Source organism: Arsenicicoccus sp. oral taxon 190, assembly GCF_001189535.1.
GTDB lineage: Bacteria > Actinomycetota > Actinomycetes > Actinomycetales > Dermatophilaceae > Arsenicicoccus.
Window position 1 is genome coordinate 459,788 of record NZ_CP012070.1, and the last position, 21,521, is coordinate 481,308.

The 21,521-nt window shown below is 71.9% G+C and carries 17 protein-coding genes and 1 pseudogene; 8 read left to right on the forward strand and 10 right to left on the reverse strand.

What is annotated here, in order from left to right:
• Positions 1–341: 341 nt before the first annotated feature.
• From ADJ73_RS02190 to gdhA, 5 genes and pseudogenes are all read right to left on the reverse strand, one after another.
• Positions 342–2,180 (reverse strand): AMP-dependent synthetase/ligase, encoded by a 1,839-nt coding sequence (locus tag ADJ73_RS02190; protein ID WP_253272642.1) that lies wholly within the window; start codon positions 2,178–2,180, stop codon positions 342–344.
• Entirely contained in the window at positions 2,177–2,971 is a 795-nt protein-coding gene (locus ADJ73_RS02195) for a PEP/pyruvate-binding domain-containing protein (RefSeq protein WP_082176674.1), read from the reverse strand. The genes ADJ73_RS02190 and ADJ73_RS02195 overlap by 4 nt, the downstream gene beginning before the upstream one ends.
• 66 nt (positions 2,972–3,037) lie before the next feature.
• Positions 3,038–3,736, reverse strand: a complete 699-nt coding sequence (locus ADJ73_RS16415) for a PEP-utilizing enzyme (RefSeq protein ID WP_082176675.1) — start codon at positions 3,734–3,736, stop codon at positions 3,038–3,040.
• Positions 3,737–4,128: 392 nt separating this feature from the next.
• Positions 4,129–5,052: pseudogene (locus ADJ73_RS17760) on the reverse strand (hypothetical protein); the annotation flags it as partial.
• 100 nt (positions 5,053–5,152) lie between these two features.
• Positions 5,153–6,505 (reverse strand): NADP-specific glutamate dehydrogenase, encoded by a 1,353-nt coding sequence (gdhA, locus tag ADJ73_RS02205; protein ID WP_050346912.1) that lies wholly within the window; start codon positions 6,503–6,505, stop codon positions 5,153–5,155.
• A 174-nt stretch (positions 6,506–6,679) separates the two neighbouring features.
• Here gdhA and ADJ73_RS02210 point away from each other — a divergent pair, with 174 nt between their 5' ends.
• Positions 6,680–7,777 (forward strand): glycerophosphodiester phosphodiesterase family protein, encoded by a 1,098-nt coding sequence (locus tag ADJ73_RS02210; RefSeq protein WP_253272644.1) that lies wholly within the window; start codon positions 6,680–6,682, stop codon positions 7,775–7,777.
• Positions 7,778–7,984: 207 nt separating this feature from the next.
• The gene (locus tag ADJ73_RS02215) at positions 7,985–8,857 is read left to right on the forward strand and encodes a hypothetical protein (protein ID WP_050346913.1); all 873 of its coding nucleotides are present in this window, start codon (positions 7,985–7,987) and stop codon (positions 8,855–8,857) included.
• 168 nt (positions 8,858–9,025) lie between these two features.
• Here ADJ73_RS02215 and ADJ73_RS02220 read toward each other — a convergent pair whose 3' ends face one another.
• A complete protein-coding gene (locus ADJ73_RS02220) occupies positions 9,026–10,219 on the reverse strand; it encodes an MFS transporter (RefSeq protein WP_050346914.1) in 1,194 nt (397 codons plus the stop codon).
• 119 nt (positions 10,220–10,338) lie between these two features.
• On the opposite strand from ADJ73_RS02220, the gene ADJ73_RS02225 reads away from it, so the two are divergent.
• Both ADJ73_RS02225 and ADJ73_RS02230 read left to right on the forward strand, forming a co-directional pair.
• Positions 10,339–12,105, forward strand: coding sequence for a sodium:solute symporter family protein (locus ADJ73_RS02225; protein ID WP_050346915.1), 1,767 nt, complete (start codon positions 10,339–10,341; stop codon positions 12,103–12,105).
• An 11-nt stretch (positions 12,106–12,116) separates the two neighbouring features.
• A complete protein-coding gene (locus tag ADJ73_RS02230) occupies positions 12,117–12,401 on the forward strand; it encodes a hypothetical protein (RefSeq protein WP_050346916.1) in 285 nt (94 codons plus the stop codon).
• Between the two features lie 64 nt (positions 12,402–12,465).
• On the opposite strand, the gene nagA is transcribed toward ADJ73_RS02230, so the two are convergent.
• From nagA to ADJ73_RS02245, 3 genes are all read right to left on the reverse strand, one after another.
• Complete coding sequence (gene nagA / locus ADJ73_RS02235; protein WP_050346917.1) at positions 12,466–13,617, reverse strand: N-acetylglucosamine-6-phosphate deacetylase; 1,152 nt, start codon at positions 13,615–13,617, stop codon at positions 12,466–12,468.
• Positions 13,614–14,867: a PTS transporter subunit EIIC gene (locus ADJ73_RS02240; RefSeq protein WP_050346918.1), complete on the reverse strand. Its 1,254-nt coding sequence runs from the start codon at positions 14,865–14,867 to the stop codon at positions 13,614–13,616. The genes nagA and ADJ73_RS02240 overlap by 4 nt, the downstream gene beginning before the upstream one ends.
• Before the next feature lie 74 nt (positions 14,868–14,941).
• Entirely contained in the window at positions 14,942–15,670 is a 729-nt protein-coding gene (locus tag ADJ73_RS02245; RefSeq protein WP_050346919.1) for a GntR family transcriptional regulator, read from the reverse strand.
• 148 nt (positions 15,671–15,818) lie between these two features.
• Between ADJ73_RS02245 and ADJ73_RS02250 the strand changes: the two genes are divergently transcribed.
• The 4 genes from ADJ73_RS02250 to ADJ73_RS02265 are packed head-to-tail and all read left to right on the forward strand — an operon-like array spanning position 15,819 to position 18,277.
• The gene (locus ADJ73_RS02250) at positions 15,819–16,889 is read left to right on the forward strand and encodes an SIS domain-containing protein (protein ID WP_050346920.1); all 1,071 of its coding nucleotides are present in this window, start codon (positions 15,819–15,821) and stop codon (positions 16,887–16,889) included.
• A 35-nt stretch (positions 16,890–16,924) separates the two neighbouring features.
• Entirely contained in the window at positions 16,925–17,155 is a 231-nt protein-coding gene (locus ADJ73_RS02255; protein ID WP_050346921.1) for a glucose PTS transporter subunit EIIB, read from the forward strand.
• Entirely contained in the window at positions 17,155–17,601 is a 447-nt protein-coding gene (locus ADJ73_RS02260) for a PTS sugar transporter subunit IIA (RefSeq protein WP_050349197.1), read from the forward strand. Before ADJ73_RS02255 ends, ADJ73_RS02260 begins: the two co-directional genes overlap by 1 nt.
• A gap of 1 nt (position 17,602) precedes the next feature.
• On the forward strand, positions 17,603–18,277 hold the full coding sequence (locus tag ADJ73_RS02265) for an HAD family hydrolase (RefSeq protein ID WP_050346922.1): 675 nt from the start codon (positions 17,603–17,605) through the stop codon (positions 18,275–18,277).
• A 97-nt stretch (positions 18,278–18,374) separates the two neighbouring features.
• On the opposite strand, the gene ADJ73_RS02270 is transcribed toward ADJ73_RS02265, so the two are convergent.
• The gene (locus ADJ73_RS02270) at positions 18,375–21,374 is read right to left on the reverse strand and encodes a S8 family peptidase (protein ID WP_216593661.1); all 3,000 of its coding nucleotides are present in this window, start codon (positions 21,372–21,374) and stop codon (positions 18,375–18,377) included.
• Positions 21,375–21,521 lie beyond the last annotated feature (147 nt).

Consider the following 21,521-nt stretch of genomic DNA (forward strand, 5'->3'; position numbering starts at 1 on the left):
GTCCCCCGTCTGGGGTTGCGGCTTCCGTCCGGGGTCGCGTCGGCGTCCTCCGTCTGCGGTTGCGTCCCCCGTCTCGAGTCCCATCCCCCGCCTTGGGCTGCAGCTTCCGTCCGGGGTCGCGTCGGCGTCCTCCGTCTGCGGTTGCGTCCCCCGTCTCGAGTCGCATCCCCCGTCTTGGGCTGCAGCTCGAGACGGGGGACGGCCAAATAGACGGGGGATGGCCAAACAGACAGGGGATGGCCGCCCAGACGGGGGACGGCCACATAGACGGGGGATGGCCACCCAGACGGAGGACGGCGAGCCGCAGCGGACGGCATACGGGCCGTCCCCCCACGCACCGCTCAGGCGCGCTGGTAGAGCGCGTCCACGTCGTCGGCGAAGTCCCGGATGACGACGTTGCGCTTGAGCTTCATCGTCGGGGTGAGGTGGCCGGAGCCCTCGGTGAGGTCGGCCGGGAGCAGCCGGAACCGCACGATGCGCTCCGCGCTGGAGACCGTCGCGTTGGCGGCGTCGACGGCCTTCTGCAGCTCGGCGCGCAGCGCGGGGTCGTCGACCAGCTCGGCGACGGGCACGGCGGGGCGCCCCTGGTCCCGCAGCCAGTCGGCCACGGCCTCCTCGTCCACGGTGATGAGCGCGCCGATGGCCGGGCGGCCGTCCCCGACCACCACGGCCTGGGACACCAGCGGGTTGGCCCGTATGACGTCCTCCAGCGGCCCCGGGGAGACGTTCTTGCCGGAGTCGGTGACGATGATCTCCTTGACCCGGCCGGTGATGTAGACGTAGCCGTCCTCGTCGATGCGCGCCAGGTCGCCGGTGCGGAACCACCCGTCGGCGTCGAGCACGGCAGCCGTGGCGGCGTCGTCATGCCAGTAGCCGCGGAAGACGTGCCGGCCGCGGACCAGCAGCTCTCCGTGAGGGTCGACCCGGGCCTCGTAGCTCGGCAGCGGCCGGCCCACGGAGCCGATCCGCAGCTCGTCGCGAGTGTTGACCGTGGCCGCGCCGGTGGTCTCGGTGAGGCCGTAGCCCTCGAGGACGGTGATGCCGATGCCGCGGAAGAAGTGCCCGAGGCGCTCCCCCAGCGGGGCGCCCCCGCTCACGACGAAACCGACACGGCCTCCGAAGACCTCGCGGATCTTGCCGTAGACGAGCCGGTCGAACAGCGCGTGCTGGGCGGCCAGCAACGGCCCGACCCGACCGGACTGCTTGGCCCGGCTCCAGCGGATCGCGGTGGCCGCGGCCAGGTCGAAGACGCGACCCTTGCCGTCCTTGGCCGCCTTGCGCCGCGCCCCGTCCTGGATGCGCTCGAAGATGCGGGGGACGGCAACGGTGAAGGTCGGCTGCAGCGAGGCGAGGTCCACGGTGACACGGCCGGGGTCGCTGTGGCCGACGGTCGTGGCCGACATGACGAAGGCCACCTCCATCAGACGCCCGAGGACGTGGGCCAGCGGCAGGAAGAACAGGCAGGAGGCGTCCGGGTCGTCGAAGAGCTCCGGCAGTCGCTCGATCGCCAGCTCCGCCTCGCGCAGCAGGTTGTCGTGGGTGAGCATGCAGCCCTTGGGCCGCCCCGTGGTGCCCGAGGTGTAGATGAGGGTGGCGACGTCGTCACGGCTCATGGCGGCGCGGCGCCGGGCCAGCTCGTCGTCCCCGTCGGCCTCGCCCTCGCCCCGCGCGCGCAACGCGTCCAGGCTCTCCGCGCCGTCGGCCGGGTCGATGCTCCAGCGGTGCGTGAGCGCCGGCAGCCCGTCAGCGATCTCCTCGACGAGGGACACCCCGCTCCGCCCCTCCACGACCACGCCGACCGCGCCGGAGTCCTCGAGGATCCAGGCCAGCTGCGACGCGGAGGAGGAGTCGTAGACCGCGACCGGCACCGCGCCGGCGGTCCACAGCGCCAGGTCGACCAGCGACCACTCGTAGCGGGTCTTGCTCATCAGCGCGACTCGGTCCCCGGGCTGGATCCCGGCGGCCACGAATCCCTTGGCCAGCTCGGCGATCTCGGCGGCGAGCCGGGTCGCCGTCACGGGCACCCACTGCGAGCCCTGACGGCGGCGGGCCATCACGGCGTCCGGGGTGCGCCTGGCCACCTCGGGCGCCAGGGCGGCCAGGTTGGGGGCGGGCTCGGTCTGCCACCAGCGCCGGGACGAGGGGGTGGCGGGCGTGCGGGACGGTGCGGGGGAGGTCACGGCGCCCACCGTACCGGCTCATCCGCGCCGGGGCAGGGCTGCGGAAGCGTCGTGATCGGTCGGGCCTGCAGGCACCAGACCTCGCGGCGACCGGCGACGGTGCCGAGCGCCCACTCGACGTCGGCCGGGCGCCCGAGCAGAGCCTCGGCCCGCAGCGCCGTGCGCGCCACCTCCAGCGCCGCCTCCGGCGACAGGACCTCGTATGCCGCTCCCCGGCGTACCACCCCAGCACCGGCATCGGAGCGGGTGACCTGCACCGCGGCCGGCACGACCATCCCCGCCGAGACCGCGTCACCGAGACCCGCGGCGGCCTCGACGAGCACGTCGTCGGGCGAGCCGGTGACCGGGTGGGCGGTGAAGGCCACCCCGGCGCACTCGGCGTCGACGAGCAGCTGGACCAGCACCGGGCAGGGCCCGCCAGCGCCGCCGGCCCCGCCAGGCCCGCCGGCCACACCAGGGCCGCCGGCCCCGCCAGAGCCCTCCGTCAGGTCGTACCCAGCCAGCGCCCCCTCGGCGCTGCGCCGCACCGCGACCACGGCCGCCAGCACGTCGTCCGCGCCCGTGACCGGCAGCAGCGTGGGCAGCAGACCGGCGGCGCTGCGCAGCAGGCCGTCCTCCGCCGGTGAGGACGCCCGCACCGCCACAGCCGTGTCGTCGGGGAGAGCGGCGACCAGGTCGGCATACGCCTGGCGCACCGACGCGGCGCCGTCCTGGGACGTGGGGTCGAGTCCCGCCGGGACCACGACACCGGCCGGCACCGGCAGCCCGGCGGCGAGGGCCTGCGCCAGCACGGCCGCCTTGGCGCGCCGGCCACCGCCGGGTCTCGCGCCCCGGGATCGGTGAGCGGCAGCGTGGGTTCACCCATGCAGGAGCCCTCCGTCCAGGATCCGCACCAGGCCGGAGTCGCCGTCCACCTCGAGCAGGTCGCCGTCCCGGACGCGGCGCGTGGCACCGACGGCGGCGCAGACGCACGGCAGGCCGTACTCCCGGCTGATGATGGCGGCGTGGGTGAGCATGCCTCCGCCCTCGCACACCGCCGCCGCCACCCGTGCGAAGGCCGGCGTCCAGCTCGGCGCGGTGGCCTCGCACACCAGGATCTCGCCGTGGCGGACCCGGTCGATGTCGTCGGCGTGCCGGCACACGCGGGCGCGGCCGCGGGCCCGACCCGGCGAGACGCCCCTGCCCTGCAGGGTCCCTTCGAACGCGTCCGCGGCCCCCGCCCCCGTACCCGGCAGCCCGAGGACCTGACGCAGCACCACGTCGTCCCCGCCGCCGCCCTGCCCCCACGACGGCGGCAGCTCGCTGCGCCGTCGCCGCCAGTCCGCGACGTAGGACCGACGGGCCGCCACGAGCTCACGCAGCCCTGCGGCCGGCCCCACCTCCCCCGCGACCACGGCGACGAGCTCCTCGTGCAGCAGGTAGAACGCGTCGTCCGGCCGGTCCAGGCCCACCAGCGTCCCCAGGTGCATCCCGAGACGACGCACCGGCAGGTGGGCGCGCAGGTCGATGACCGCGTTGTGCTGCTCGTTCCACCAAGGGGCGGGTAGGCCTCGCACAACCACTGCTGGTGCGACTCGCTCGGGATGCCCGTGGTGAAGTTGGCGGCGAACGAGAAGTTGTAGAACACCCAGTAGACGAGGTGCGAGAGGTGGTCCTTCTCGTCGATCGCCTGCTGCACGTGCCGCGGCGGCCGTATGCCGTAGTAGGCGAGGTCGGCGAAGAGGCCGTCCATCATCTGCTTCTCGAAGTAGAGCTCGAAGGCCTCCTTCCAGCTCATCACCGGCCGCGGCAGCATGTAGTCGAGCATCTGGGCGACGATCGCGGCGACGCGGTCGCCCCGCCAGAACCACTTGTCGACCCACTCCTGCACGATCGGCACGTTGGCCTCGTCCTGCTCGAGCAGGAACTTGATGGCCTCCAGGCCGAGGGTCATGTGCCGGGACTCGTCCGACTGCGCCGAGAAGCCGAAGGTCATCGTCGACAGGTCGCCGTTGAAGGACGCCGCCGACATGAACGGCACGAAGAGCAGGTTGGTCAGCAGGAACTCGAAGGAGAACCCGATCGCGATCAGGAACTCGAAGGGGCCGGCCGACAGGGCGTCGTCGAAGAAGGACTTGGGGACGGACAGGTACCAGACGCGGTCGTGCTGCTGGGCGAAGTTGTGGAAGCCCGAGTAGTACTTGTTGTAGTTGGACAGCGTGTGGATCTCGGTCTGGCAGTGGCGCATCTCGTCGACCGACTGGCACAGCGCGGCGAAGCGGGGTCCCGGCCCGTTGAAGTGCCGCGACAGGTAGGCCAAGTGGCGGTGCGCCTGGTACTCCAGCGGGGTCACGCCGGCGAGGAAGACCTTCATGGCGTTGAGGTAGCTGGCGTCGGACAGGGTCAGGTGCCCCTGCCCCTGGGCGAAGCCGTCGAGGACCGAGTAGAGCCGCTTGTCCTTCTCCGCCTGGTACTTGTAGTAGGCGTCGACGGTCAGGCGGAAGGGGTCCTCCCACTTGCTCCAGTCGTGGATCGTGATGCCCTCGTAGGTGGTGTGGGGGTAGAGCTTGTCGTGGTCGACATAGCTCGGCTCCCAGTCGAGGTCGCGGGTGAGGGCGCTGTAGCGCGCCTTCATCGACAGCTTCTTCGCCTTGGCGAGCTCCTCTCCCCCGACCTCGTCGTCGAGGGTGAGGTGGTCGTCGGCGTCCCCCAGGACGGCGTTGGCCTCGCAGACGAGCTGCTCGGCGAGCGAGCGGATCGCGATCTGGCGGTCGGTCCCCTCGTTGACGGCGGTCGCCGTGACGGGCCGGGTGGGGACGACGGGCAGGTCCACGTGCTCGTCGTCGGTGTCAGCCCCCACCAGCTCGGCGACCCGGAGCATGAACGGTGTCATGCCGACACCCAACCCTGCCGCCCGAGCATGCCGAAGGGGCGTTCCCCAGGCAGGAACGCCCCGTCTGGCAGGGGGTCGGTCGGACGACCTCCCGGTGCGGTCAGATGACGCCGAGGGACAGCATCGCGTCGGCCACCTTCACGAAGCCCGCGATGTTGGCGCCCTTCACGAAGTCCCCTGGCACGCCATACTCCTCGGCGGTCATGGCGCAGCTGCCGAAGACGCCGGACATGATCTCGCGCAGCCGCTCCTCGGTGTGCTCGAAGGTCCACGAGTCGCGGGAGGCGTTCTGCTGCATCTCGAGCGCCGACACCGCGACGCCGCCGCAGTTGGACGCCTTCCCCGGCGCGAAGAGCACCCCCGCCTGCTGCAGCGCGTCGGTCGCGTCGGGGGTGGTGGGCATGTTGGCGCCCTCCGCGACGATCCGGCAGCCGCCCTTGATCAGCGATCGGGCGCCGTCGAGGGACAGCTCGTTCTGCGTCGCGCAGGGCAGCGCCACGTCGCAGGGCACGTCCCAGATGGAGCCGTCGGTGATGTGGCGGGCGGTGGAGCGGTTCTCGGCATACGCGCTGATCCGCTCGCGACGCTCCTCCTTGAGCACCCGCATCTCCTCGACGTCGATGCCGCCCTCGTCCACGACGTAGCCGCCGGAGTCGCTCATCGCGACGACGGTCCCGCCGAGCTGCTCGACCTTCTGCGCCGCGTAGACCGCGACGTTGCCCGACCCGGACACGACCACGCGCAGCCCCTCGAAGGTCCGCTTGCGCATCGCCAGCATCTCCTCGGCGAAGAAGACGGTGCCGTATCCCGTCGCCTCGGTGCGGGTCTGCGCGCCGCCCCAGGTGATGCCCTTGCCGGTGAGGACGCCGGCCTCGTAGCGGTTGGTGATGCGCTTGTACTGCCCGAAGAGGTAACCGATCTCGCGGCCGCCGACGCCGATGTCGCCGGCGGGGACGTCGGTGTACTCCCCGATGTGGCGGTAGAGCTCGGTCATGAAGGACTGGCAGAACCGCATCACCTCGCCGTCCGACTTGCCCTTGGGGTCGAAGTCGGAGCCACCCTTGCCGCCGCCGATGGGCAGGCCGGTGAGGGAGTTCTTGAAGACCTGCTCGAAGCCGAGGAACTTCACGATGCCGAGGTAGACGCTGGGGTGGAAGCGCAGGCCACCCTTGTACGGCCCCAGCGCGGAGTTGAACTCGACCCGGAAGCCGCGGTTGACGCGCACCCGCCCCTCGTCGTCGACCCACGGCACGCGGAAGATGATCTGCCGCTCGGGCTCGGCGAGCCGCTCCAGGATGCTGGCGTCCACGTAGTCGGGTCGGCGCTCGAGCACCGGCCCCAGGCTGTCCAGCACCTCGTCGACGACCTGGTGGAACTCCGCCTCCCCCGGGTTGCGGCGCAGGATCGTCGCGCGGACCTTGTCGAGGCGGGGGTGCAGCGCTGCGGCGTTCATCGGTCCTCCAGATCGGCTCGGTCACCGCAAGCCTATGGGATCCGCCGTATGCCGATCCGCCCCCCACCGGCCATCCGCTGCTCGTCCCGGCGTCACCCCGGCCCCGTAGCGTCGCCCGCGCCACAGTTCCACGGGACGCGAGCACGTCGCTCGCCGGACAACGCAGGAGAACTCGTGAACCTCACCCGCATCGCCGCGGCCACGCTCGCCACGAGCGCCGTCGTCGCCTGCCTGACCACCCCTGTCGCCGATGCCGCCGGTGCCGCCAGTGCCGCCACTGCTGCCGGTGACGGCTCGCGGCCGAAGCCGGTCCGGGCCTTCGACCTCCAGGCCCACCGCGGCGGGATCGGCCTGACCACCGAGGAGTCGCCCGAGGGCTTTGCCAAGGCCCTGGAGCTCGGTGTCACCACCCTCGAGCTCGACACCCAGGTGACAAAGGACCTCAAGGTCGTCGTCACCCACGACCGGCAGGTGGCTGCCGGCAAGTGCGCCGACACCGCGCCCGTCGTGGCGGGGGACCCGATGTACCCGTACGTCGGGAAGTACATCAAGGACCTGACGCTCGCCCAGATCAAGTCGATGAACTGCGGCTACCAGCAGCTGCCCGGCTTCCCGCGGCAGGAGGTGATCTGGGGCAACAAGATGGCGGAGCTGCGCGACGTCTTCGCGGTCGTGCGGGCGCACAGGGCCAAGAAGGTCATGATGAACATCGAGACCAAGGTCGAGGCCGGCGCCCCGGAGCAGACCATGGAGCGCAACCTGTTCGTGCGGACGGTCTACGGCGAGATCGCGCGGTCCGGGCTGAAGAAGCAGGTGACGATCCAGAGCTTCGACTGGGGGGCGCTGAAGGTCATGCACCGCCTGGACCGCTCGATCCCCTTGGTGGCCCTGACCAACTACGACTTCCTGCAGGTCGGCAAGCCGGGCGCCTCGCCCTGGCTCGGGGGGATCGACGCCGACGACTTCGGGGGCGACTTCGTGGCAGCGGCCGCGTCCATCGAGGGCGTGACGACCCTGTCCCCCAACTACGGCTTCCCCCAGAACGGCAAGGTGGGCGAGCCCGGTTTCCGGCTGTATGCCGATGCCGCCATGACCACGGCCGCCCACCGGCGCGGCCTGAAGGTCGTCCCCTGGACCGTCGACGACCCCGCCACGATGCAGGCCCTCATCGACAACGGGGTCGACGGGTTCATCACGAACTACCCGGACCTGGGTCGCCGCGTGATGTCCCTCAACGGGCTGCGGCTGCCCAAGGCCTACCCCTCTCGCTGAGGCAGGGCGGGTCACCACCGTCGGGGGTGCAGATCGGGGAACGCCGGGTGCCTGTGCGGCGCACGGGGTTCCCCGATCACGCTCCAGCCCCGGAAGGGCGGTGGAGTTGTCCACAACCCGGGCGCGTCTCGGCGGGAAGCCGCGTCGTCCTCCACAGGTGCCGCGCGAGGCCCGACGCCCGACGGTGGACGGTGGCACGTTCGGGTCATGCGCCCCACCCCACCGGAGGTCCTGCAGCTGGCACGACGGCAGGACGGCATCGTCAGCCGGCGGCAGCTGCGAGCCCTCGGCCACTCCTACGCCTGGATCGCCGGCCACGCCCGGGCGTGGCTGCGCGTCCTGCCGGGCGTGTACTGCGTCGACCTGCACGCCGTCGCCGACCGGAGGCGGCTGAGCTGGCGAGCCCGACTGTGGGCGGGCCTGTGCTTCGCCGGAGACGGGGCGGTGGCTGGTGGCCTGGCCGCGGCATACCTGCATGGGCTCGTGGACCAGCCACCGGTGACCATCGAGCTGGCGATCCCGCACGGAACCCGGCGCCGGGTGCGTCAGGAGGGTTATGTCTTCGCGCCGCGAGCCGCGATGTCGCCCGTGCTCGACAGCTGCCAGCGGGGACTCACCACCCCGAGCCGGATCCGGTCGCGGCTGCGTGACCGTTCCCGCCACCGCTGGCGGGGGCTGCTCGAGGCACTGCTCGCGGACGTCGAGGACGGCAGCACCACCCAGCTCGAGCTGGCCTACGTGCGCGCCGTCGAGCGCCCACATGGCCTGCCTACTGCGAGGAGGCAGGTGCGTCAGCTGGCGACGGGGGCCATCAGCGACAACGACTACGGCGACTTCGACACCATCGTCGAGCTGGACGGCCGGCGGGGCCACGTCGAGGACGGCGCCTTCCGCGACATGGACCGCGACAACCTGCACACGGTCCGGGGCAAGGCGACGCTGCGGTTCGGGTGGGGGCAGGTGGCCGAGCAGCCCTGCCGGGTGGCGCAGCAGGTCGGCGCGCTGCTGCGGCAGCGCGGCTGGAACGGCACGCCGACGACGTGTCGATGGTGCCGCGTCCGGACGGATCGGTGCGCCTGAGCAGGACGACGCCCGCTGGAGCACGTCCGGTGGCGGCGTCGCGGCCACATCGGGGAACCTGGCGCGCCCATGGAGCACCCCACGTTCCCCGATCCGCTCAGCACGGCGACCGAGCACGGCGGCCGACACGGGCCGCCAGCCGGTAGTCGAACTACCCCGCGAGGGGTCTCAGGTCGCCTGGGGCGCCGTCTCGGGCGCGCGCAGCCACGGCACCGCCGACGCCAGCACGATCACCCCCGACAGCACGAACGCCCACGAGTACCCGACGTGGTCCACGATCACGCCGGCCAGCACGGGCCCCACGATCGTCCCGGCGTCCTGCACCATCTGGAACGCCGCCACCGCCTCACCGGCGGATCGTTCGGACCCGACGACGTCGGCGACGGCCGCCTGCTGGGCGGGGTTGAAGAGTCCCGCCCCGACCCCCGCGAGCAGGGACACCGCGAAGAGGAGCCACAGCGACCCGGTGACCCCGACGAGCGCCGTGAAGACGCCGTTGACGGCCAGACCGGTGATGACGAGGGGGCGGCGGCCCCGCAGGTCCGTCATACGGCCGGAGAAGGTGAGGGCGCAGGCGTTGCCGACGGCGAAGACCGCGAGCGCCAGCCCCGCCACGGCGGGCGAGGTCCCGAGCACGGCGACGGCGAAGAGCGGCAGCAGCGCCACCCGCAGCCCGAAGTTGGTCCAGCCGTTGGCGAAGCCGGAGCCGAGGATGGCGCGGTAGGTCGGGTGGGTCAGCGCGTCGCGGACCCGCAGCGGCGGCAGCGGCACGGAGCCGGGAGCCGGCCGCAGCGACGCCCCGGACAGGAAGAGCCACACCACCAACGAGGCCACGACCAGCGCCACCGCATAGACCAGGAAGGGCACCCGGTAGCCGAGCCCCGCCAGCGCGCCGCCGACGACGGGCCCGAGGATGTTGCCGATGAGGAAGGCCGACGCGTAGGCCGACGAGACCCGGCCCCTCAGCGCCGGCGGGGCGAGCCGCACGATCAGCCCCGCCGCCGACACCGTGAACATCGTCGACCCGATGCCGCCGAGCGCCCGGAAGACCAGCAGCTGCCAGTAGCTCGCCGCGAACGCGCACGCACCGGTCGACGCGGCCACGACCAGCAGCCCGATCAGGTAGACGGGGCGTTCGCCCAGGCGGCCGATCAGCCTGCCGCCCACCGGCGCCCACAGCAGCCGCATCAGCGCGAAGCTGCTCACGACGATGGACGCCGCGGTCACCCCCACGTCGAAGGAGCGGGCGTACGCCGGCAGCACGGGCGCGATGAGCCCGAAGCCGAGGGCGATGACGAGGGCTGCGGCGACGAGGACCCAGATCTCGCGGGGGATCCGGTCGTGAGCGGTGGTGGCTGGCATGGCAGGAGCCAGTATGACGGTTCGGCCACAACCGTCGCGGGGCTGCTGCCCGAGCGCCGCGGTCGCCGCCTGCGGGCATAGGGTCCCGGGGTACCTTTCCGACGACGTAGGGGTGGTCCATGACTGCACTTGCTCCCTCGGCGCTGGCTGCACGCGAGACCCTCATCACCGCGACGTGGGTCGACTACAGCCTGATCGCCCTGTACTTCCTGTTCGTCCTCGGCATCGGGTGGGCGGCTCGCCGCCAGGTGTCGAGCTCGATCGACTTCTTCCTGTCCGGCCGCTCGCTGCCCGCGTGGGTGACGGGGCTGGCCTTCATATCGGCCAACCTCGGTGCCGTCGAGATCATGGGTATGAGCGCCACCGGCGCCGAGAAGGGCCTGTCGACCGTCCACTACTTCTGGATCGGCGCCATCCCCGCGATGCTCTTCCTCGGCATCGTGATGATGCCCTTTTACTACGGCTCCAAGGTCCGGTCGGTGCCGGAGTTCATGCTCCGCCGGTTCGGGCCGGGCGCGCACCTCGTCAACGCCATCTCGTTCGCCCTGGCGCAGCTGCTGATCGCGGGCGTCAACCTCTTCCTGCTGGGCTCGATCGTGCACGCGCTGCTCGGCTGGCCGCTGTGGGTGACGCTGATCGTCGCGGCCGCGATCGTCCTGTCCTACATCACCCTCGGTGGCCTGTCGGCGGCGATCTACAACGAGGTGCTGCAGTTCTTCGTCATCGTCGCGGGCCTGCTGCCGATGACGCTGATCGGCCTCCACCGCGTCGGCGGCTGGGGCGGCCTGACGGAGCGCATCAACCAGGCCGCGAGCTCGGCCCCGGCCGCCGCGAAGGTCCCCTCCGGCGCCGACCAGCTGACCTCGTGGCCGGGGACGGCGCTGACGGGCTTCGACTCGCCGGTGCTGTCCGTGATCGGCATCGTCTTCGGGCTGGGCTTCGTGCTGTCCTTCGGCTACTGGACGACCAACTTCGTCGAGGTGCAGCGCGCGATGGCGTCCAACTCGATCACCGCGGCCCGCAAGACGCCGATCATCGGCGCCTTCCCCAAGATGTTCGTGCCCTTCATCGTGATCATCCCCGGCATGATCTCGGCGGTCCTGGTGCAGGAGATGATCCAGCTCAAGGCCGGCGGTCACCCCGCTGGCGGCGCTGCGGGCACCGGCGTGAAGTACAACGACGCGCTGCTGCTGCTCATGCGCGACGTGCTGCCCAACGGTCTGCTCGGCCTGGCGATCACGGGTCTGCTAGCGGCGTTCATGGCGGGCATGGCGGCCAACATCTCGGCCTTCAACACCGTCATCAGCTACGACATCACGCAGCAGTACCTCATCAAGGACCGCGACGACGACTACTACCTGCGGTTCGGGCGGCTGGCGACGGTCGCGGCGACGGTCATCGCGATCGGCACGGCCCTGCTGGCGTCCAACTTCAGCAACATGATGGACTACCTGCAGACGCTGTTCGGGTTCTTCAACGCGCCGCTCTTCGCGACCTTCATCCTCGGCATGTTCTGGAAGCGGATGACGCCCACCGCGGGGTGGGTCGGTCTCGTGAGCGGCACCCTGGCGGCCGTCGTCGTCGCGATCCTCAGCACGGACGTGCTGGGCGGCCTCAGCGTGGGGCTGTGGGGTCTGAAGGGTCAGGGCGCGAGCTTCGTCGCCGCGTCCGCGGCCTTCGTCGTGGACATCCTGGTGAGCGTGGTCGTGACCATGGTGACCCGGCCGAAGCCGGCGGAGCAGCTGGTGGGTCTGGTCTACTCCGAGACCCCGCGTGACTCCCTGGTGGACGCCGACGCCCACGCCCTGCCGCTGATGTCCCGGCCGGTGCCGCTCGCGATGCTCGCGCTCGGCATGGTCATCGTCCTCAACTTCGTCTTCGCCTGAGGAGGCCGCTCATGAGCACTCGCACCGACGCGTCCACGGGCCGGCACAAGGCCGGCGCCTTCGACATCCGCAACTTCATCGGGATCCTGCTCGGGCTCTACGGCCTGATCCTCACCGTCATGGGTCTCGTGGCGGACAAGGAGCTCGACAAGACCGGCAACGTCAACGCCAACCTGTGGGCCGGGCTCGGCCTGCTGGTGGTGTCGGCGTTCTTCCTCGCGTGGGCCCGGCTGCGGCCCCTGGTGGTGCCGGACCACGTCGACACCGAGGGCATGGACCAGGCTCCCAGCCACTGAGCCGTATGCCGCAGGGCCCGTCCCGCGTTGACGCGCGGGACGGGCCCTGTGCTGTCTCCCCCGGCTACGGCTCGCGGGTCTCGGGCGGCCGCAGCCAGGTGCCGCCGCGCATGACGGCGGTCACCTGCAGGTCGTCGTCCAGGGTGACGAGGTCGGCCCGGGTGCCGGCGCGCAGGACGCCGCGGTCGGTGAGGCCGAGGGTCCGGGCGGGGTGGGCCGTGGCGGCCATGAGGGTCACCGCGAGCGGCACCCCGGCCACCTGCACGGCGTAGCGCACCGCCCGGTCCAGCGTGAGGGTGCTCCCGGCGATGGCACCGCCCGCGACCAGCCGGGCGACCCCGTCGACCACGTCGACGTCGAGCGGCCCGAGCAGGTATCGCCCGTCCGGAGCCCCCGCAGCGGCCATCGCGTCGGTGACCAGGACGAGCCGCTCGGGGCAGCTCGCCGCCACGTGCCCCACGACCGCCGGGTGCACGTGGATGCCGTCGCAGATGATCTCGAGCATGACCCGGGGGTCGGTGAGGGTGGCACCGACGATCCCCGGCTCGCGGTGGTGCAGCGGCCGCATCGCGTTGAAGAGGTGCGTGGCGACGGTCGCCCCGGCGTCGACCGCCTCGGCGGCGACCTCCAGGGTGGCGTCCGAGTGCCCGATCGCGGCGAGGGCACCGTGCGCGACGGTGGTCCGCACCGCCTCGATGCCACCCGGCAGCTCGGGGGCGAGGGTGACCATCCGCACCGCCCCCGGGTGTCCCCCGAGGAGCCGGTCCAGGTCCTCGCGCGTCGGGGGCACCAGCTTGTCGGGGTCGTGGGCGCCCCTGTGGCACCGCGACAGCCACGGGCCCTCGAGGTGGATCCCGACGAGCTCGCCGGACGCCACCAGAGGCGCCAGCACCCCGACCAGGTGGCCGAGCTGGTCGATGGTGTCGGTGACCAGGCTCGCCATCATGGTGGTGGTGCCGTGCTCGGCGTGGGTGGCGACGACCCGTCGGGCCGCCGCCACCGTGCCGTCGGTGAACGCCGCTCCCCCGCCGCCGTGGCTGTGCTGGTCGACCAGACCCGGCGCCAGGGTGACCGCACCGAGGTCGACCGGCGGCTCGGCCGCCGCGGGCGCGGTGCCCTCCCCCACCTCGACCAGGGTGTCCCCCTCGACCCGCACCCAGCCGGGGCCGGTGAGGTGACCGTCCGGGTGCAGCAGCCGCGACGCCGTCAGGATCATCGGCGGGCGTCGCCGTCGACGGTGGCGGTCTCCTCGACGTCGTCCTCGCGGCCGGGCGTCTTGAGGTTCCACCGCCGGATCACGAAGCGGAACAGCACGTAGTAGATCGCCGCGTAGGCCAACCCGATCGGGATGAGCAGCAGCGGCTTGGTGGCGATGCCGAGGTTGAGCACGTAGTCGAACAGGCCCGCGGAGAAGCCGAAGCCGTCCTTGATGCCCAGCGCGTTGACCAGGGCGAGCGAGGTGCCGGTCAGCACGGCGTGGATGACGTAGAGCGGCCACGCCACGAACATGAACGCGAACTCCAGCGGCTCGGTCACGCCGGTGAGGAAGGCGGTGAGCGCGGCCGAGAGCATGAGGCCACCGACGGCCTTCTTCTGCTTCGGGCCGGCCTCCTGCCAGATGGCGATGGCGGCGGCCGGGAGGGCGAACATCATGATCGGGAAGAAGCCGGTCATGAAGGCGCCGGCCGTCTTGTCCCCGGCCAGGAATCGCGCGATGTCACCGTGGACGACCTTGCCGGACGCGGCGGCGTAGTCGCCGAGGATGAACCACGGCACGGAGTTGAGGATGTGGTGCAGGCCCAGCGGGATCAGGAGGCGGTTGAGCGTGCCGTAGACGAAGCCGCCGATGATGCCGTTGCGCCCGACCCACTCGCCGACGGCGGTGAGGCCGGCGTTGAAGGCCGGGTAGAGGAAGGCTGTCGCCACGGCGAGCAGCAGCGCGGCGAAGGCCGTCACGATCGGCACGAACCGGCGACCGCCGAAGAACGCGAGGTAGGGCGGCAGCGAGATGCGGTAGTAGCGCTGCCACAGATAGCCCGCGAGCAGACCGATCACGATGCCGCCGAGGACGCCGTAGTTGATCAGCGCCGGCTTGGCGCCCGCCGCCGTGGGCTGCTTGAGCACCATGAGCGACATGGCGTCGCCGACGCCCTTGAAGACGAGGTAGCCGATGACCGCGGCCAGGGCGGTCGAGCCGTCGGCCTTCTTGGCCCAGCCGATGGCCACGCCGACCGCGAAGAGCAGGGGCAGGTTGGCGAAGAGCGCGTCACCGGCCGCCGCGAAGACGGGAGCGACCTTGGTCCACCCGAGACCGTCGGCTCCCAGCATGTCCGGCTGCCCGAGGCGCAGCAGCAGCGCCGCCGCGGGGAGGGAGGCGATCGGCAGCATGAGGCTGCGGCCGAACTTCACGAGGGCTGCGTAGCCCCGCTTCTCGCGCGGCGGGTTGGCCGCGGTTGCTGTGCTCATCAGGGGTTTTCCTCTCCATTGGGGATGGTGCCCGTATGCCGCGCCCGACGTGCTGCGGGGCGGGGGTCCGGGGGCTAGGGGTGCATCGAGCGGTCGAGGCTCATGTGCAGCTGGTAGCGGTCGCCGCGGTAGAAGCTGCGGATCCGCTCGAGGGGTTGGGCGGCCGAGCAGGAGATCCGGTCGAAGACCATCACCGGCTCGGTGACGGCGATGCCGAGGTGGGGGGCGGCGGCGCGGGCCTGGTCCGCCCAGGCGGTCTGCTCGGCGGTGTCGACGGTGCGGCCGTAGGTCTGGGCGAACAGGTCGTAGAGCGAGCCGGTGAGGTCGTGCCGGTCGAGGTCGGGCAGCATGGCCTGGGGGTACCACGCCCGCTCGTAGGCCATCGGCTCCCCGTCGGCGAGGCGCACCCGCTCCAGGAACCACGCGTGTGCCCCGGACGCGAGCTGCAGGTCGGCGGCCACCTCGTCCGGCGGCCGTCGCGCGACGACGCTGACGACGCGGGTGGACGGGGTGAGGCCCCGCCGCTGCATGTCCTGGGTGAAGGACGCCAGGTGCAGGTGCGACTGCACGCGCGGCCGGGCGACGAAGGTCCCCTTGCCCTGGATGCGGTGCAGCACCCCGTCGGCGATGAGGGCCTCGACGGCGCGACGGACGGTGGCGCGGCTCACGGCATACGTGACCATGAGCTCACGCTCGGAGGCGATGGCGGACCCGGGGGCGAGGTCGCGGACCTGTCGGGCGAGGGTGTCCCGCAGCTGCAGGTGCTTGGGGACGGGACCATCGAGACGGGTGGCGGAGCGCAACGCCCCTCCTCTCCGGCCACCCGACGTGGCGGCCTCGCCATCAACTACACTGGTCCGTACCAGTACGGACCTGTATGATCCACCTAGGCCCCACCCCTGTCAACGAGGCGCAGGACCGGGGGCGAGATCGTGACTCGAAGGAGACGTCATGTACTCCAGCCAGATGCTGCGCGAGATCCAGGAGCAGCCGCAGGCCGCCGACCGGACCATCGAGAGCCTGCTCCCGCTGCGCGAGGAGATCGCCCGGGTCGCCGCGGGCCGCCGGCACGTGATGTTCTCCGCCCGGGGGTCCAGCGACAACGCCGGCCTCTACGGCCGCTACCTGCTGGAGACGTATGCCGGCCGCCCCGCAGCCATGCTGGCGCCCAGCGTCTTCACCCACTACCGCGCGCCGGTCGACCTCGACGACACCGTCGTCGTCACGGTGAGCCAGTCCGGGGGGACGCAGGAGCTCGTGGAGACCCAGGCGATGGTGCGGGAGCGAGGGGCCGCGACGATCGCGGTGACCAACGTCGCCGACTCCCCCCTCGCCGCCGAGGCGGACCTGGCGCTGGTGACCCAGGCCGGCCCGGAGATCGCCGTGCCCGCGACCAAGACCTATCTCACCCAGACGATCGCCATGGCGGTGCTCGCGACCGCCCTGGCTCCCGAGCCCGAGGCGCTCGACGACCGGCTGCGCGGCCTGCCGGGCGAGCTCGCCGAGATCATCGAGCGGGGCGAGGGTGTCGACGAGGCGGCCTGCGCGCTGGTCGAGGCCACCGGCCCGACCATCGTCACCGGCCGCGGGCTGCTGCTCGGCACGGCCCTCGAGACGGCCCTGAAGATCGAGGAGACCTGCCTGCGCCCGGTGCGCGGCTACTCCTACGCCGACCTGCGCCACGGCCCGATCGCGGTGGTGCGCCCCGGCGCCGTGGCCGTGCTGGTCTGCGCCGAGGACGGCCCGATGGTGGAGCCGCTGACCGAGCTGGCCGGTGGCCTCACCGAGCGTGGGGCGACGGTCGTCGGGATCGGCGGCGCGGCGGGTTTCGTCGAGGCGTGCGCGTTGCACGTGCCGACGCCCCGGCTGCCTGAGACGCTGGCACCGATCGGCACCATCGTCCCCGCCCAGCTCGTCGTCGAGCGGCTCGCCGCCCGGCTCGGCCTGGACCCGGACAACCCCCGCGGGCTGGCCAAGGTCACCCAGACCGACGCAGACTCGAGCACCGACCCGCGCGGCTGACCGCGCGGCGCACCCTCTTCCGAAAGGACCCGACCATGAACAAGGCCGAGCAGATCCTCGCCGCACTCGGCGGCCCCGCCAACATCGTCGAGATCGAGCCGTGCATCACCCGGCTGCGCACCGAGGTCAAGGACGCCGCCGTGGTCGACCAGGGCGCCCTCAAGGCTGCCGGGGCCCACGGGGTCGTCGTCGCGGGCACGGTCGTGCAGGTCGTCGTCGGTCCCGAGGCCGACAACCTAGCCGAGGACATCGAGGACCTCCTGTGATGCAGGTGCTCAGCCCGGCGGCCGGGACGATCCGGCCGCTGTCCGAGGTGCCCGACCCGGTCTTCGCCGCCGAGATGGTGGGGCCCGGGCTGGCGGTCGAGCCGACCCGTGCAGAGCAGACCGCGATCGCCCCGGTCGCCGGGACCATCGCCAAGCTGCACCCCCACGCCTTCGCCATCGCCGGGGACGGCGTCGCCGTGCTCGTCCACCTCGGCATCGACACCGTGCAGCTGGGCGGAGAGGGCTTCACCCTGCTCGCGCAGGAGGGTGCCGAGGTCGCGGCGGGCCAGGAGCTCGTCCGCTGGGACCCGGCCGCGATCGAGGCGGGCGGGCGCGCCCCCGTGGTCATGGTGTGCGTCCTCGACCAGCCGGCCGGGTCGGTGAGCGCCGACCGGGCGGGCACCGACGTAGCCGTCGGCGACCTGCTCTTCGAGTGGCCCGCCTGAGGTGGGCGCCGAGCCCACGCTGTCGGCGCTGACCGACCGGGCGGCCGCGCTCCTGCTGGACCTGGACGGCACGCTCGTCGACAGCGAGCCCGTGCACCGCGAGTCCTTCCGGCGGTTCTTCGCCGCCCGGGGCTGGCACCACGACGACGAGCTGCTCGCGCAGTTCACGGGTCGGCGGGCCGACGACGTCTTCGCCACCACCCCGGGGCCCTGGGAGGGCGAGGACCCGGTGGCGCTCTTCGACGAGGTCGTCGGGCACATGCCGCAGGACGTGTCCCCGGTCCCGGTCGCGGGCGCGCGCCTGCTCGTGGAGCTGGCCGGGGACGCCGGTGTGCCGTGCGCCCTCGTCACGTCCGCGGGGCCGCGCTGGGCCCTGACCGCGCTCGAGCTGCTCGGCGGGTCCGAGCGATTCGCCGTGGTGGTGACCCGCGACGACGTCGCCGAGGGCAAGCCGTCCCCGGAGGGCTACCGGCTCGCCATACGGGCGCTCGGGGTCCCGGCCGACCACTGCCTGGTGGCCGAGGACACGCCGGCCGGGGTGCGCGCGGGGCGCGCAGCCGGCGCCGGGGCCGTCGTCGGGGTGTCGACCAGCTTCCCCGAGGGCGTGCTGATCGAGGCCGGCGCGGACCTGGTGGTGCCCGACCTGCAGCCGCTGCTGGCGCCCTACCAGGCCTGAGCCGAGCGCGACCCAGCGCGCGGCACGGCCCGGCAAACGGCACGACGGAACCCGCCGCCCCCGGACGGGGACGGCGGGCTCTCGCCTGCTGCTCAGCTCACTTCGGGTCGAGCGTGACGAGCACGTCCTTGGCCGGAGCGGCGCCCTGCGCGAGCGACACCGCGCCGAGGTAGTGCTGACCCGCGGTCAGACCGGACCAGCCGACCGTGACGGTGGCCGGCTTGCCCACCAACACCGACTGGCTGGCCGGGGTGGCCGTGAGGTTGCCCTCCGCCTTGTCGGTCAGCACGAAGGAGTGCTGCTTGATCGCCAGCGAGCTCGCGCCGGCGAAGAGCTTGGCCTCGACGGTGTAGGTGCCGGGCTCGGGCTTGAGCAGGGTCACCTGCTCCTCGGCCGTCGCCTCACCGCTGGTGCCGACCTCCTTGCCGTCCTTCTTGACCGTCAGGTCGATGTCCACGCCCGGGGTGTAGTCGGAGTCGAAGGTCGCGAACCGCGCCACCTTTGCCCCCGCCGGGACCTGGACCGTGGTGGTCAGCACGCCGCCCTGGGCGACCGTGCCGGTATTGACCTGCGACGGGATGGCACCGGCCGGCTTGGCCGTCAGGGTGCCGGACGAGCCGGGACGGATCGTCAGGGCCTGCGAGCCGGACGTCGTGGCGGCCTTGACCTCGCCCGGGTTGACCGACAGCGCGACGGGGCGGATCGCCAGCGGGCTGCGGACGACCTGGCCACGGTTGCCCTGCCAGGTCAGCGCGCCGAAGCCGTACTGGTCGAACTGCGCCGCGGTGCGGGTGAAGGTGACCGTGAACTTCTTGGTCTCGCCCGGCTTGACCGTCAGGACCGACGGCTCCACCTTGACGTTGACGCCCGTCGGCTGCTGGACCCGCGCCTTGTAGGTCGAGGTCTTGCTCTCGACGTTGCGGACGTAGCGGGTCACGGTCTGCGTGCCGGCCAGGTCACCGATCGCGATGCTCGGGTAGTTGAGGTCGCTCGGGTCGATGGTCCCGACCTTGTTGCAGGTGCCCGCGGGCTGGATCAGCTCGAGCTGGTTGATGCCGCAGAGATACATCATCCAGTCGGGAGCGTAGGAGTCGTAGACCAGACCCGGCTCCATGGCGTTGGCCGGGCGGACGTGACCGGCACCGAAGTCCAGCGGGGTGGCGTTCTCGCCGCTGCGCTGGATCGGCAGGCCCTTGTCGTCCAGGGTGGTCGCCGTCGTCATCATCGCGGACTTGACCGCCATCGGCGACCAGGTCCACTCGGGGTGCTTCTGCTTGATGAGGGCCGCGATGCCCGCGATGTGCGGGGCGGACATCGAGGTGCCGGACATCGAGTTGAAGTTGTTGTGGCCGTCCGCCTTGGGCGAGACCGCAGCGACGATGTCCACGCCGGGCGCGGTGATGTCGGGCTTGAGCAGGTCACCGCCACCGGCCAGGGCCGGGCCGTATGACGAGAAGCCCGCCATCTGCGGGTTGCGGGCGGCCGGGTCCAGGAAGGGGTCGCCCAGCGTCGCCGTGGGGTTGGGGTCGGAGTTGACGTAGGCCTTGACCGGCGCGCCGTCGGTGGCCGACAGGTGCACCATCGGCACCGGCGTGTAGTCGGCGTTGAGCGACTGCGCGTCGGAGGTGTTGATCTGGATCATGCCGATGCCGCCGGCGGCCTTGACGGCCTCGCCCTTGTCGACGCGGGCGTTGCCGCCGCGGGTGCACAGGACGATCTTGCCCTTGATCTTCGCCGGGTCGAGGACCGGGGTGATGCCGTTGTTGTGGTTGTCGTCGGCGTCCGAGTAGCAGAACTTGACCTTGGCCGGGTCGGCGCCCGGCAGGCCTGCCTTCTCGGAGTCGATGACCGGGGCCGGGCCGACCTTGGCGCCGGTGCCGACGCCGGTGTAGGTCTTGCCGTTGCCGAGGGTCAGCGTCTTGGAGACGGCCTTGGGCGCGGTGCTCGCGGCCACGGTCATCTCCCACGGGGAGTTGTGCGCGACCGACGAGACGCCCACGGTGTCACCGGAGTTGCCCGCGGAGGCGGACACGAAGACACCGGCGCTGGCGGCGTTGAAGAAGGCCACCTCGTCCGGCGTGACCGAGTAGACGCTGGACCCCGAGACGGAGTAGTTGATCACGTCGACACCGTCGGCGACCGACTGGTCGATCGCGGCCACGAGGTCCGCGGTGGCGCCGCTGGCGCGGCCGTCGGGGGTGGCCCACAGGGCCTTGTAGACGGCGATGCGGGCGGCGGGCGCCATACCGGAGATCTTGCCGACCGGGGTGCCGTTGATGGAGGCGTCGACCCCGTAGTTGCCGGCCGCGGTGCTCGCGGTGTGGGTGCCGTGGTCGTTGTAGCCGCGCGGGGTCTTGAACTCGAAGGGCTCGACCTTGGAGGCGCTGTAGTAGGCGCGGGCACCGATGATCTTGTTGTTGCAGACGACCTTGTCGGGGCCGGTGCCGCCGTCGCAGACGCCGTTCCAGTTCTGGTCGACCCGCCACTGGTCCTGCGGGTTGGCCAGGGGTGCGAAGGAGGGGTTCTCCGGCCAGATGCCGGAGTCGATGACGCCGACGATCATGCCGGAGCCGGAGTTGGCGTTGCCGCCGAACTGCTTCTGCCACACGCCACCCGGGCCGTCGAGGCCGAGGAACTTCGGCGTGGTGTTGGTGTCGATGGTGCGGATCTCGTTCTTCCACACCCTCACGACGTCCTTGGACTTCTCCAGCTTGGCAGCCTGCGAGGGCGTCAGCCGGACGGCCATGCCGTTGAAGGACGTGGTGTAGTCGCGGGTCTTGGCCGAGGCCGGGACGCCCACCTTGGCGAGGGCCGCGGAGTGCGTGCTCTCCAGGTGCTGCTTGTAGCGACGACCCGCGTCGGAGGCGACCTTGACCTTCTTGCCCGCGGCGGGCTTGGTGGCCGCGATGCCCTGGACCCCACCGGTGTAGGTGGCGATCGGGTTGCCGGCCAGCTGGACGATGTAGAGGTCCGAGGCCCCCTCGCCGGCGGCCTGAGCGGGCAGGCTGGTCATCGCCACCGGCCCGAGCGCGACGGCCAGGGCCGCCGCGGAGATGACGGCCGGACGTCGTCGTCCGGCCCACTGGTGCTTGTGCACATTTCCTCCCAGTTGATGGCACGCGGCAGAAGGAGTGCCGCTCCTGGACCCTATGTCCGTATCGGCCCGGGGTCCATAGGTGCCGTTGGGGAGCGCATCACGTCCTGTCAACCCGATCCCGCGCCGATCCCGTGCCGATTCTGAGTA